The sequence below is a fragment of the Pseudomonas sp. AS2.8 genome (assembly GCF_014190935.1).
Lineage (GTDB): Bacteria > Pseudomonadota > Gammaproteobacteria > Pseudomonadales > Pseudomonadaceae > Chryseomonas.
In genome coordinates this window covers 832,705-845,741 of sequence record NZ_JACHVV010000003.1, presented here as the reverse complement: position 1 = coordinate 845,741, position 13,037 = coordinate 832,705, and the positions used below count along the sequence as shown (strand labels likewise).

Genomic DNA, 13,037 nt, shown 5'->3' with positions numbered 1-13,037 from the left:
CCGCCCGTCTCAGAGCGCCGCCAGCTGCTCCATGGGCCAGCGTGCCTTGACCGCGATGGCCGGACCTTCCTGCTGGCCGGCCAGCAGGCGCTGGCAACCGGCATAGGCGATCATGGCGCCGTTGTCGGTGCAAAAGCGCGGCCGCGCATAGAAGACCTGGCCGCCCAGCTCGCCGAGCATCTGCTCCAGGTTCTGGCGCAGCGCCTGGTTGGCACTGACGCCACCGGCGATCACCAGCGACTTGAGCCCGGTCTGCTTCAGCGCGCGCTTGCACTTGATCGCCAGGGTCTCGACCACCGCCGTCTGGAAGGCCAGGGCGATGTCGCAACGGGTCTGCTCGCTGTCGTCACCGGCCGCCCGGCAGCGTTGCCAGGTGGTGAGGGTAAAGGTCTTGAGGCCGCTGAAGCTGAAGTCCAGGCCGGGCCGATCGGTCATGGGTCGCGGAAAGACGAACCGCCCCACGACGCCACGCTCGCCCACGCGGGCGATCTCCGGTCCACCGGGATAGCTCAGGCCCAGCAGCTTGGCGGTCTTGTCGAAGGCCTCGCCGGCGGCATCGTCCAGGGATTCGCCCAGCACGCTGTAGCGACCGATGCCATCGACCTGCACCAGCTGGGTATGGCCACCGGACACCAGCAGGGCGACGAAGGGGAATTGCGGCGGCTGCTCTTCGAGCATGGGCGCCAGCAGATGACCTTCCATATGGTGGACGCCCAGGGCAGGCACGCCCCAGGCCAGCGCCAGCGCCTGGGCGCAGGCCGCGCCCACTAGCAGGGCGCCGACCAGGCCGGGGCCGGCGGTATAGGCGATGGCGTCCACGTCCGCGGGACGGCTGCCCGCCTCGTCCAGCACTTCGCGGATCAGCGGCAGCATGCGCTTGACGTGATCGCGCGAGGCCAGCTCCGGTACCACGCCACCGTAGACGCGGTGCAGATCAATCTGGCTGAACAGCGCATCGGCCAGCAGGCCACGCTCGCTGTCGTAGAGGGCGACGCCGGTTTCATCGCAGGACGTTTCCAGTCCCAGAACACGCATGGAGATAAGCCTTCGAGGGTATAGAATGTCAGGCTGCGCATGATAAGCGCCGCTTCCAGCACCGGCCAGCGCTTTTCGTCCGCCGGGGGTTGGCAGCAGGGCAGTTGAAGCGTTACTATCCGCAACCCTTAAAAACCGACGCTTCCCGTGCCCTTTTGCCGCTAGCGTTGGATTAAACCTCGGTAAATTTGAAGGTACGACCTGGATGCCCAACGTCAAAGTCAAAGAAAACGAACCCTTCGACGTAGCGCTGCGTCGTTTCAAGCGTTCCTGCGAGAAGGCCGGTGTACTGGCCGAAGTTCGTAGCCGCGAGTTCTACGAAAAGCCCACCGCCGAGCGCAAGCGTAAAGCTGCCGCCGCGGTCAAGCGCCACGCCAAGAAAGTACAGCGCGAGCAGCGCCGTCGCGAGCGTCTGTACTGAGTTACAGCGCTCCTCTGGCGTCATCAAACAACCCGACCTCTGGTCGGGTTGTCTGTTTCTGGCCTTCCCGCTTCGCCCTGGCGCCCTCTGGCGCTAGACTCTCCTTCTGGCCATTTGGCCTGCCCCACCCTCCGCTCTTCGCTCCTCTATCCAGACGCTGACCATGGCCGGACTCATCCCGCAAGGCTTCATCGACGACCTGCTCAACCGCACCGACATCGTCGAAGTGGTGGGCGCACGGGTGAAGCTCAAGAAGGCCGGCAAAAACTGGATGGCCTGCTGCCCCTTCCATAACGAGAAGACGCCCTCCTTCAGCGTCAGCCCCGACAAGCAGTTCTACTACTGCTTCGGCTGCGGCGCCGGCGGCAACGCCCTGGGCTTCATCATGGACCACGATAACCTCGAATTTCCCGAGGCGGTCGAGGAGCTGGCCAAAAAGGCCGGCGTGGACGTGCCGCGCGAGGAAAGCGGTGGCCGGCGCAAGCCACGGCAACCCACGGACTCGCCGCTCTATCCGCTGCTGGCCGCGGCCGCCGAATTCTATCGCCTGGCGCTGCGCAACCATCCCAAGCGCCAGGCGGCGGTGGACTACCTGAAGAAGCGCGGCCTCACCGGCGAGATCGCCCGCGATTTCGGCCTGGGCTTCGCCCCGCCGGGCTGGGACAACTTGGGCAAGCACCTGGGTGGCGACGACCTGCAGCAGAAGGCCATGCTCGATGCCGGCCTGCTGGTAGAAAACGCCGAGAGCGGCAAGCGTTACGATCGCTTTCGCGACCGGGTGATCTTCCCGATCCGCGACAGCCGGGGCCGGGTGATCGCCTTTGGTGGTCGGGTGCTGGGCGACGACAAGCCCAAGTACCTCAACTCCCCGGAAACCCCGGTCTTCCACAAGGGCCAGGAGCTCTACGGCCTGTTCGAGGCACGCAAGCACAACCGCGACCTGGACGAGATCCTTGTCGTGGAAGGCTACATGGACGTCATCGCCCTGGCTCAGCAGGGTATCCGCAATGCCGTGGCCACCCTGGGCACCGCCACCAGCGAAGAGCACATCAAGCGGTTGTTCCGCATCGTGCCGAGCATCCTGTTCTGCTTCGACGGCGACCAGGCCGGCCGCAGCGCCGCCTGGCGCGCCCTGGAATCGGCCCTGCCGGTGCTCAAGGACGGCTTCCGGGTGCGCTTCCTGTTCCTGCCCGAGGGCGAGGACCCCGACACCCTGGTGCGCGCCGAGGGGGCGGATGCCTTCCAGGCGCGCTTCGTCCAGCAGGCCCAGCCCCTGGCCGAGTATTTCTTCCAGCAACTGATGATCGAAGCGGACCCGGCCACCCTGGAAGGCAAGGCGCACCTGGCCACCCTGGCGGCGCCGCTGATCGAGAAGATTCCCGGTAACAACTTGCGCCTGCTGATGCGCCAGCGCCTGAGCGAGCTCACCGGTCTCGGCAACGACGCCCTGAGCCAGCTGGCACCGTCCGCACCGGCGCAGGATGCGCCACCTATGGACTATGGCGACTACGCCTACGCCCATGCCGAGGAAGCGCCGGCGCAGCAGCAGTGGACGCCACGCCGCGAGGGCAAGGGCGGACGCGACGGCAAGGGCTGGAAAAAGGATTTCAACGGCAAGGGCGGCGGCGAGCGCATCCCGCGCCAGCCACCGGTCAAGGTGGAGACGCCGGTGCTGGCCGCGCTACGCAGCCTGCTGCATCACCCGACGCTGGCCCAGGCGGTACAGGACGCCCGCAACCTGGCCGAGGAAAGCGATCAGTACGCCCAGCTGCTGGTCGCCCTAGTCGAGGCGCTGCAGAAGAAACCGGGACAGAGCACCTTAGCGCTCATCGCCCGCTGGCACGGCACCGAACAGGGCCGACTGCTGCGCGCCTTGGCGGAAAAAGAGTGGCTGATTGCCGGCGACAACCTTGAACAACAGTTTTTCGACACCATAACGAGGTTAGCCGCCAGCCAGCGTGATCGCTCGCTGGAGCAACTCCTACGCAAGGCGCGACAGAGCGAACTGAGCTCCGAAGACAAGGACCGCCTACGCGAACTCCTCAGCCGTCCGGCGGGGTCCGTGACCTAACTGGCACGACCACCGTCTAACCGGCTATAATGTTCAGCTATTTTTGCCCGCCTAAGCCTTCAGTGGAAGGGTACCTATGTCCGGAAAAGCGCAACAGCAATCCCGTCTGAAAGAATTGATCGCCCGCGGTCGTGAGCAGGGTTACCTGACTTACGCGGAGGTCAATGACCACCTACCGGAGGATATTTCAGATCCGGAACAGGTGGAAGACATCATCCGCATGATCAATGACATGGGGATCAACGTATTCGAGACCGCGCCGGACGCTGATGCCCTGCTGCTGGCGGAAACCGATACCGACGAAGCCGCCGCCGAAGAAGCCGCCGCCGCCCTGGCCGCGGTGGAAAGCGATGTCGGCCGCACCACCGACCCGGTGCGCATGTACATGCGTGAAATGGGTACTGTGGAACTGCTGACCCGCGAAGGCGAGATCGAGATCGCCAAGCGCATCGAGGAAGGCATCCGCGAAGTCATGGGCGCCATCGCCCAGTTCCCGGGCACCGTCGACTACATCCTCAGCGAATACACCCGCGTCACCACCGAAGGCGGTCGCCTGTCCGACGTCCTCGCCGGCTACATCGATCCCGACGACGGCAGCCTGCCGAACGAGAGCGAGGTCCTGCCCGTCCCGAACAAGGCTACTGATGCCAAGGCCGTGGACGACGAGAAGGACGACGAAGAAGAAAGCGACGACGCCGACGAGGAAGAAGGCGACGGCGGTCCGGATCCGGAAGAGGCTCGCCTGCGTTTCGGCGCGGTCGCCGAGCAGTTGGAAAAGACCAAGAAGGTGCTGAAGAAGCACGGCCGCGATACCGACCACGCCGTGGAAGAATTCGTCGCCCTGGCCCTGCTGTTCTCGCCGATCAAGCTGGTGCCCAAGCAGTACGAAGCCCTGGTGATCCGCGTGCGCGAGTCCCTGGAGCGTGTGCGTGGCCTCGAGCGCGCCATCATGCAGCTCGCCGTGCGCGATGCGCGCATGCCGCGTGCCGACTTCCTGCGCCACTTCCCCGGCAACGAGACCAACACCGAGTGGACTGCCGGCCTGCTCAAGGGCAAGCCCAAGTACGCCGAAGGTCTCGAGCGCTTCCAGGCCGACATCAAGGCCAAGCAGGCCCAATTGGCCGAGCTGGAGCGTGACTACGAGCTGAAAGTCTCGCAGATCAAGGACATCAACCGCGCCATGTCCATCGGTGAGGCCAAGGCTCGCCGCGCCAAGAAGGAAATGGTCGAGGCGAACCTGCGCCTGGTGATCTCAATCGCCAAGAAGTACACCAACCGTGGTCTGCAATTCCTCGATCTGATCCAGGAAGGCAACATTGGCCTGATGAAGGCGGTGGACAAGTTCGAATACCGTCGTGGCTACAAGTTCTCCACCTATGCCACCTGGTGGATTCGCCAGGCCATCACCCGCTCCATCGCCGACCAGGCGCGCACCATCCGGATTCCGGTGCACATGATCGAAACGATCAACAAGCTGAACCGGATCTCCCGCCAGATGCTGCAGGAGATGGGTCGCGAGCCGACCCCGGAAGAGCTGGGCGAGCGCATGGAGATGCCCGAGGACAAGATCCGCAAGGTGCTCAAGATCGCCAAGGAGCCGATCTCCATGGAGACGCCCATCGGCGACGACGAGGATTCGCACCTGGGCGATTTCATCGAGGACAGCTCCATGCAATCCCCGATCGAAGTGGCTACCAGCGAAAGCCTCAAGGAAGCCACCCGCGACGTGCTCTCCGGCCTCACCGCCCGCGAAGCCAAGGTCCTGCGCATGCGTTTCGGCATCGACATGAACACCGACCACACCCTCGAGGAAGTGGGCAAGCAGTTCGATGTCACCCGCGAGCGTATCCGCCAGATCGAAGCCAAGGCCCTGCGCAAGCTGCGCCACCCGTCCCGCAGCGAACACCTGCGCTCCTTCCTCGACGAGTAAGGCGCCACGCTGCACCAGAAACCGGAGCCCAGGCTCCGGTTTTTTTATGCCCGACAAGGGTTTGGCGATCCCTGCCACCCCCGGTATACTCCTTCGCGCTATAGGGCCTATAGCTCAGTTGGTTAGAGCAGAGGACTCATAATCCTTTGGTCCACGGTTCAAGTCCGTGTGGGCCCACCATCTTTCAGGAGCCGCGCGTTGTGCGGCTTTTTTGTGCCTGGGATTTGAGCCAATCCGAAAGCCGGTAGCGAATCCCTACCGAACGGTCCCACCCCGCTCCCCTGCCTGCACTAGTCTTACCCTTCGTGCTGTTATCTGCAGGATCTGGGAAATGGACTTCTCCCATCTGGCGCATCTCGCGCCGACGCTGTTCTGGCTGCTACCCCTCGCCTTCGCCATCGGCTTGCTCAAGTCACCCTGGACTAAAGGGTATCTGGGCGAATTACTGGTACGTCTTTTCGCCCATTGGTGGCTCGATAAGCAGACCTATCGCCGCCTGCACAATGTCACCCTGCCTACGCCAGACGGCACCACTCAGATCGATCATGTCTTCCTGTCGCGCTACGGCATCTTCGTGGTAGAGACGAAGAACATGAGTGGCTGGATCTTTGGCAGCGAACGCCAGGCGCAGTGGACGCAAAAGCTCTACAAGCGCACCTTCAAATTTCAGAATCCGCTGCGGCAAAATTACAAGCACCTCAAAGCGCTGGAAGCCGCCCTTGGTATCAACCCGGAGCATCTGCATTCGGTCATCACCTTCGTGGGCGGCAGCACCTTCAAGACCGAGGTGCCGGCCAATGTGACCCAGGGCATCGGCTTCATTCGCTATATCCGATCATTCCAGCAACCGGTGTTCAGCGATGCAAAGGTCGAAAAGATGCTGCATGCCCTGCAAACCGGCCGTCGCGCACCGACCCTCGCCACCCACCGAGAACACGTGCAAACCCTGAAGCGCCGTAGCGATCCGACTACGGAGCGGCAATGCCCCAGATGTGGCAGTGCGCTGCTGATACGCACGGTGAAGTCGGGAGCAAAAGCAGGGCAGCAGTTCTGGGGCTGCTCTGCTTTTCCCAGATGTCGGACGATGCAAAGCTTTTGAAGCTTGAGGCCACAGCACTCAGACGTGCAGAAGCGCCAAGACCCCAACCGCCACCCCTGCCCCCGCCACCCCATACACCGCCGCCTGCAACCAGCGCCGTCGAGTCAGCAGGGTGATGGCAGCCAGGGAGATGGCGACCTGCATCAGCATGGTGGCCTGGGCCCAGCGGTGGTGGCGGTGGAGCTGAGTTTCGCTCAGGGCTTCGTTGGCATCGACCTTGGCTTCCAGGGCTTCGGCCTTGGTGCGGATCTCGGCCTTTTGCTGGGCGTAGCGCTGGCTGTCCTGGGTGAAGCGTTGGGCGGTGTCGGGGTTGCTGGCGAGAGCAGCGCCGAGGTCGGCGAGGTTCTGTTTTTCGCCCTTGGCCTGGTAGTAGCCCCACTGGTTGGCGGCTTCGGTCTTGGCGATGGCTTCTTCGTTCTTGTAGTAGAGCGCCAGGCTCTCGGCGTTGCCGCCTTGGTAGGCGCAGAGCGCGCCTAGCGTCGCCAGGATGGCAGTGGTAACGGCGATGCGGCCGGTGAGGCTGTCGCGGCGATGGGCGCCTTGGGCGGCGTGCTCCACCTCGTGGTCGTGGGGACCGTGGACTTCGTATTCGCTGGACAAGGCTCAGCTCCGCTGCGGATTCCTGCGGCGAGGCTAGCCGGTTTGGCTTAAGACCTTCTTAAGACTGAGGCAGCCGCGCCTGCAGCCAGCGGCGTAGCGGACCGGCCACCCAGCGCTGCATCGCCAGGCCGAGAATAACGATGAGCACCAGGTGCAGCGGCAGCATCCAGCCGGGGATGGGGATGGGCAGCGCCAGGGCCTCGCCGACGTCTTCGGCCAAGTCTTCGAGGCTGTCGCCGGCCAGATGCATCCAGCCCAGCAGGGTACGGGTCCAGGGTTCGAGCACGCCGATCAGTGGGGTATGGACGGCGAAGATGCACAGCGAAGCCTCGCCGAGGCGCTGGGCCAGGCGGCGTACACCAGCACGACCTGGCTCGCCGAAGGTGGCGCAGGCCAGCAGCACCGCGGCCTGGAATGGCGTCAGCAGGCCATTGTGGACCAGGTAGAACCAGCGGCGGCCATCGCCTTCCAGCAGCAGGGCGCCCAGCCACAGGCCGGTCAGGCCGAACAGCAGCAGCGGCACGCGCAGGCGCTGGGTCGTCTCGGCCACCCAGGCCTCCTGCACGGCGCGATAGAGCAGGATGCCGAGCAGGAACTCCGGCAGGCGGATCAGTGGATTGCGATGGATGACGCCCACCGTCACGGTATCGAAGGCCTGGGCCCAGGTGGCCACCAGCGGACCGAGCAGATAGAGCCCCCAGAGCACGGCGGTGGCCAGGGCCCAGCGACGCAGGCGCATCAGCCGCGGGCCGAGCAGCGGAAAAAGCAGATAGAAGAACAGCAACGCCGAGATCGACCAGGCGGCGCCGTTGAGCCAGAGAAAGCGCGGCTCCCAGGATTGCAGCAGGAGCAGTTGCAGGAGCACGTGGGTGGTGGCGGCCAGCCAGGACAGCGGCAGCATCTCGTCCAGCTGGCCGCCTTCCTCCAGCTGCAGATAGGGGTGCTGGTTGTAGTAGACCGGCACCCCGTGTTCCAGCCAGGAATCCTGGGACAACCAGTAGGACAGCCCTAGTGCGACCAACAGGGTCAGCAGGTGGATGGGATAGAGGTTGCACAGTCGTCGCAGGACGAAGCCGCGCGAGCTGCCCTTGAGCGCGCCCTGGCGATCCAGGCTGACATGGGCCAGCAGGAAGCCTGACAGCAGGAAGAAGGTGCTGGTGGCGAAGAAGCCCATGCCGGCCAGGCGGCGGAAGGCATCCGGCAGGTCGCTGTAGAGCCCGCCCAGGTGGTAGACGACCATGTACAGCGCCATGAGGAATCTCAGCCATTCCAGGCCGTAGTAACGGGCGGTGGGGCGGCTTGCGGTTGAAGAGGTCATGGCGGCGATTTACGTCGGATAGAACCTGATTATAAGCCGCCTGGACGTGAGCCCTGCCGATGTTCATGACAAAAGCATGACAACCGGTTTCCCAAGGTTGCCAGGCGCCGCGCAGGACGCCGCCGTTTGGGCGTCCTGCGGCCTCTCAAACCGGGACTGATTCAGCCGGCGAAGGTGGGTTCCGGCAACCCCTGCACGCCGGGGTCCAGGGCGAACAGTCCACCCGCCAGCGGCTGGTCGGTGAGATCACCACCCGGACGGATGGAGGTCACAAACAGGGTATCCAGGTTGCGTCCGCCAAAGGCACACATGGCCGGCTTCTTGACCGGCACGGCCAGGGAGCGATCGAGACGACCGTCGGGCGTGAAGCGATGAATCAGGCCGGCATCGTTGCCACAGATCCAGTAGCAGCCGTCGACATCCACCGCGGCGCCATCGGGCCGGCCGGGATGGACGTTCATGTCGACGAACAGCTGCCGGTTGCTGGGTGTGCCGCTGTCGGGATCGTAGTCGAAGGCCCAGATCAGCTGGCGGCTGGGATGGGAGTCGGACAGATAGAGCGTGCGGCCATCGGGGCTCAGAGCCAAGCCGTTGGGCACGATGAGGTCGTCCAGCAGCAGCCGGGCGCCCTCGCCGGCCGCATGGCTGTAGAGGCGACCAGCCGGGACGCCCTTCGCCATGTCTTGAACCATGGTGCCCACCAGGAAGCGGCCCTGGCGATCACAGCGACCGTCGTTGCATCGCATCGCCGGCTGGGCATGGTCGAGGGCGACTAGGCGCTCGCCGCGGAGCGGGCCGGAAGCCTCGGCCTGCAGGGCGAATAGGCCGCTTTCCAGGCCGGCGAGCCAGCCGCCACCCTCGCGGGCGGCGATGCAGGCGAGCATTTCCGGTGCGCTCCAGCTGTCCAGGGCACCAGCCGGGGTCCAGCGGTGCAGCCGCTTGGCAGGGATATCGACCCAGTAGAGCGCCTGTTCGGCGACCTGCCAGACCGGGCACTCACCGGTGGCGTTGCGGGCATCGACGAGCAATTCAGCAGTCATGGCGGCCTACCTCAGTCGTCGAAAGGACCGGTGGCGACGAAGGCACCACCCTGGTAGACCCTCGACGGATCGTCCGCCGCCGGCATGGGCTGGGCCTCGACCTTGGCGCGGAACTTCTCGGAGTTGTCCTTGGGCTGGAAGCCCAGGTGCGCGGCCAGACGATTGTCCCACCAGCTGTCGCGGTTGTTGGAGGCGCCATAGACGATGGTGTGGCCGACATCCGGCGTGGTCAGGCTGCGCAGGATGAGATCGGTCAGGTCTTCGTAGCTCAGCCAGGTGGCGAGCATGCGGCGATTCTGCGCCTCGGGGAAGGAGGAGCCGATGCGGATGCTCACCGTCTCGATGCCATAGCGATCGAAATAGAAGGTCGCCAGGTCTTCGCCAAAGGCCTTGGACAGGCCGTAGTAGCTGTCCGGACGCTGGGGCACGCTGGCGTCGATGCGCTGGTCCTGGCGATAGAAGCCGATGACATGGTTGGAGCTGGCGAAGACGATGCGCTTCACCCCGTGGCGCCGCGCGGCCTCATAGAGGTTGAAGGTGCCGCGGATGTTGGCTTCGAGGATGGGTTCGAAGGCATGCTCGGTGGAGATGCCACCGAAATGCAGGATGGCATCGACGCCTTCCACCAGGGCATGGACGCCGGCCTTGTCCGCCAGGTCGCAGGTCACCACCTCTTCCGCCGGGCCTTCGGCAGCGTCCATCGGCGCGATGTCGGACAGCCGCAGGATCTCGGCATAGGCCTTGAGCCGCTGGCGCAGCTCCTTGCCCAGGCCGCCGGCAGCGCCGGTCAGCAACAGACGGTGGAAAGGTGACGAGGAGACTTCGGACATGAGGGGGCGCCTTCTTATGGAGTTATCTGGCAAGAGGTACGACATCTCACCTCTTTTAGCGATTCTCGCGGGCCCCTGGGGTCCTGTCAATGCTACCTAGGCCGACAGACAGGGCAGTCGCAGGCGGAAGGTCGCGCCCTGCCCGGCGAGGCTTTCCACGTGCAGGCTGCCGTGGTGCGCCTTGACGATCTGGTCGGCGATATAGAGGCCCAGGCCCAGGCCGGCGATGTTCTCGGTGCCGCTGGCGCGCTCGAACTGGCGGAAGATCAGCGCCTGGTGCTCCACCGGGATGCCGATGCCGTGGTCCTTGACGCTCAGCTCCACCTCGGCGCCGTCGCTGCGCAGGGAAATCTCCACCGGACGTCCGGCGCCGTATCTCATGGCGTTTGTCAGCAGGTTGGTGATCACCTGCTCGATGCGGAATTCGTCCCAGTAGCCGGGCGCCGGGCCTTCGGCGTGCAGCTCCACCGGGCAACCGGCGGCGGCGAATTGCGAGGCGAAGCTGTCGACCACGGTGTTGACCAGGGTAGCGAGGTCGCACTGCGAGGGGCGGATCGACAGCTTGCCGGTGCGGATGCGCGAGATGTCGAGCATGTCGTCGATCAGGTGCACCAGGCGCTGGATCTGCCGCTCGTCGCGCTCGGCCATGCCGGCCAGCTTGTCGGGGGTGAAGGCCTCCAGCTTGCCCTTGTCCAGGTACATGCGGCGCAACTGGGCTTCGAGCATCAGGGTGTTGAGCGGCGTCTTGAGTTCGTGGGAGACCATGGACATGAAATCGTCGCGGGTACGCACCGCCTGCTGCAGCTCGACCTGGGTCTGGCGCAGCTCGGCGAGCAGGATCTCCTGCTCCTGGCGACTCTGCTCCAGGGCCACCAGTTGCTCGGCCAGGCGTTTGCGGTGCCAGTAGAGGTCGACGAAGACCCGGGTCTTGCTCTTCACCGCATGGACGTCGAGGGGCTTGTGCAGGAAGTCAACCGCACCGCTCTCGTAGCCCTTGAAGGCATAGTTGAGGTCACGGCCGGCGGCGCTGACGAAGACGATGGGAATGTGCCGGGTCTTTTCCAGGCCGCGCATCATCTCCGCCAGTTCGAAACCGTTCATGCCCGGCATCTGCACATCGAGGATCGCCAGGGCGAATTCGTGCATCAGCAGGAGCTCCAGCGCGGCCTCGGCGGAGCTGGCCTGGAAGATCTCCAGCGCCTCGCTGCGCAGCAGGGCTTCCAGTGCCAGGAGATTTTCCGGCAGGTCGTCTACGAGCAGGAGCTTCGCCTGTTCGACGGGTACTTCAGCCATGGTCGCGTTCCAGCTCGATGAGCAATAGATGGATGCCCGGCACATCCAGCACGAAATCCGGGTGGAATCTCTTCAGTGCCGCCTCGGGCATGGTTGGCACCTCGGCGGATTGCGGCGACTGGACGACGGTGACGCCGCCGTTCTGAGCCAGGGCCTGCAGACCGCTGGCGCCGTCGTGGTTGGCACCGGTCAGCAGGATGCCGCAGACCTGCTCGCCCAGCGCATCGGCCGCACTTTCGAACAGGACATCGATGGACGGCCGGGAGAACTGCACCGGCTCGTCGCGCGACAGCGACAGGCTGAAGTCGTCCTCCACCAGCAGGTGATAACCCGGCGGCGCGAAATACAGGGTGCCCGGCAGTATAGCGTCCTTGTCCTCGGCCTCGCGTACCTGCAAGGCCAGCCGCTGCTGAAACAGCTCGGCCAGGCGCGAGGTGCGGTCATCCGGCAGGTGCAGCACCACGGCCAGCGGCAGGCGGTAACTGGCCGGCAGGGTCGAGAGCAGGCGCAGCAGCACTTGCAGCCCGCCGGCAGAGGCTCCGATGACGATGAGGCGCAACGGCTTCAGGGGCGGGAACATGCTAGAGCCTGCGGAACAGCCGTTCCTGCTTCACCACCGGCTCGAAGTGGCTGGCATAGGCGGAGAAGTCCAGCGACTCCTTGCTGCCCAGGCCGAGAAAGCCGCGGTGACTCAAGGACTCGTGAAACAGGCCGAGTGCCCGATTCTGCAGATTCTTGTTGAAGTAGATGAGCACGTTGCGGCAGGACACCAGCTGCGTCTCGGAAAAGACGCTGTCGGTGGCCAGGCTGTGGTCGGCGAAGGTCACGTTGGCGATCAGCGACTTGTCGAACAGGGCGCCATCGTAGGCCGCGGTGTAGTAGTCGGAAAAGGCCCGGGTGCCGCCGGCCTTCTGGTAGCTGGCGGTGTAGGCGCGCATCCGCTCCAGCGGGAAGATGCCCTGCCGGGCCTTTTCCATGGAGCGCGGATTGATGTCGGTGGCATAGAACAGGGTGCGTTCGAGCAGCCCTTCCTCCTGGAACAGGATGGCCATCGAGAAGACTTCCTCGCCGGTGCTGCAGCCGGCGATCCACACCTTGAGCGAGGGGTAGGTGCGCAAGACCGGCACCACCTGCTGGCGCAGGGCGAGGAAGTAGCCCGGATCGCGAAACATCTCGCTGACCGGGATGGTGATGAATTGCAGCAGCTCGGCGAACAGTGCCGGATCGCGCAGCACCCGCTCCTGCAGCGCCGAGATGCTCGGGCAGTCGAAGCGCGTCAGCGCCTGCAGCACCCGGCGCTTGAGCGAGGCCTTGGAGTAATTGCGGAAGTCGTGGCTGTATCTCAGGAAGATGCCTTCCAGCAGCAACCTCAGCTCGATGTCCTGCAGCCGTTCGCTCAT

The 13,037-nt window shown here is 64.7% G+C and carries 12 protein-coding genes and 1 tRNA gene; 5 read left to right on the top strand and 8 right to left on the bottom strand.

Features of this window, described 5'->3' with window-relative positions; genetic code table 11:
• Window positions 1-9: 9 nt before the first annotated feature.
• A complete protein-coding gene (tsaD, locus tag FHR73_RS16375) occupies window positions 10-1,035 on the bottom strand; it encodes a tRNA (adenosine(37)-N6)-threonylcarbamoyltransferase complex transferase subunit TsaD (protein ID WP_183632655.1) in 1,026 nt (341 codons plus the stop codon).
• A gap of 205 nt (window positions 1,036-1,240) precedes the next feature.
• Here tsaD and rpsU point away from each other — a divergent pair, with 205 nt between their 5' ends.
• From rpsU to FHR73_RS16350, 5 genes are all read left to right on the top strand, one after another.
• Window positions 1,241-1,456: a 30S ribosomal protein S21 gene (gene rpsU, locus FHR73_RS16370; RefSeq protein ID WP_007159750.1), complete on the top strand. Its 216-nt coding sequence runs from the start codon at window positions 1,241-1,243 to the stop codon at window positions 1,454-1,456.
• Window positions 1,457-1,619: 163 nt separating this feature from the next.
• Window positions 1,620-3,527, top strand: a complete 1,908-nt coding sequence (gene dnaG, locus FHR73_RS16365) for a DNA primase (RefSeq protein WP_183632652.1) — start codon at window positions 1,620-1,622, stop codon at window positions 3,525-3,527.
• Window positions 3,528-3,603: 76 nt separating this feature from the next.
• Window positions 3,604-5,457 carry an RNA polymerase sigma factor RpoD gene (gene rpoD, locus FHR73_RS16360; RefSeq protein ID WP_183632651.1) on the top strand — a complete coding sequence of 618 codons (1,854 nt, stop codon included), beginning with the start codon at window positions 3,604-3,606 and terminating at the stop codon, window positions 5,455-5,457.
• Window positions 5,458-5,560: 103 nt separating this feature from the next.
• Window positions 5,561-5,637 (top strand) — tRNA-Ile (locus FHR73_RS16355).
• A gap of 151 nt (window positions 5,638-5,788) precedes the next feature.
• Window positions 5,789-6,556 carry a nuclease-related domain-containing protein gene (locus tag FHR73_RS16350; protein WP_183632650.1) on the top strand — a complete coding sequence of 256 codons (768 nt, stop codon included), beginning with the start codon at window positions 5,789-5,791 and terminating at the stop codon, window positions 6,554-6,556.
• 18 nt (window positions 6,557-6,574) lie between these two features.
• Here the strand turns inward: FHR73_RS16350 and FHR73_RS16345 are convergent, their stop codons facing one another.
• The 7 genes from FHR73_RS16345 to FHR73_RS16315 form a co-directional block, all read right to left on the bottom strand.
• Window positions 6,575-7,156 carry a DUF4337 domain-containing protein gene (locus FHR73_RS16345; protein WP_183632649.1) on the bottom strand — a complete coding sequence of 194 codons (582 nt, stop codon included), beginning with the start codon at window positions 7,154-7,156 and terminating at the stop codon, window positions 6,575-6,577.
• Between the two features lie 58 nt (window positions 7,157-7,214).
• A complete protein-coding gene (locus FHR73_RS16340; RefSeq protein WP_183632648.1) occupies window positions 7,215-8,474 on the bottom strand; it encodes an acyltransferase in 1,260 nt (419 codons plus the stop codon).
• A 161-nt stretch (window positions 8,475-8,635) separates the two neighbouring features.
• A complete protein-coding gene (locus FHR73_RS16335; protein WP_183632647.1) occupies window positions 8,636-9,514 on the bottom strand; it encodes an SMP-30/gluconolactonase/LRE family protein in 879 nt (292 codons plus the stop codon).
• An 11-nt stretch (window positions 9,515-9,525) separates the two neighbouring features.
• Window positions 9,526-10,344, bottom strand: coding sequence for an NAD(P)-dependent oxidoreductase (locus tag FHR73_RS16330; RefSeq protein WP_183632646.1), 819 nt, complete (start codon window positions 10,342-10,344; stop codon window positions 9,526-9,528).
• Window positions 10,345-10,440: 96 nt separating this feature from the next.
• Entirely contained in the window at window positions 10,441-11,637 is a 1,197-nt protein-coding gene (locus FHR73_RS16325) for a hybrid sensor histidine kinase/response regulator (RefSeq protein WP_183632644.1), read from the bottom strand.
• A complete protein-coding gene (locus tag FHR73_RS16320) occupies window positions 11,630-12,217 on the bottom strand; it encodes a chemotaxis protein CheB (protein ID WP_183632642.1) in 588 nt (195 codons plus the stop codon). Before FHR73_RS16320 ends, FHR73_RS16325 begins: the two co-directional genes overlap by 8 nt.
• Before the next feature lies 1 nt (window position 12,218).
• Window positions 12,219-13,037, bottom strand: a complete 819-nt coding sequence (locus FHR73_RS16315; RefSeq protein ID WP_183632640.1) for a protein-glutamate O-methyltransferase CheR — start codon at window positions 13,035-13,037, stop codon at window positions 12,219-12,221.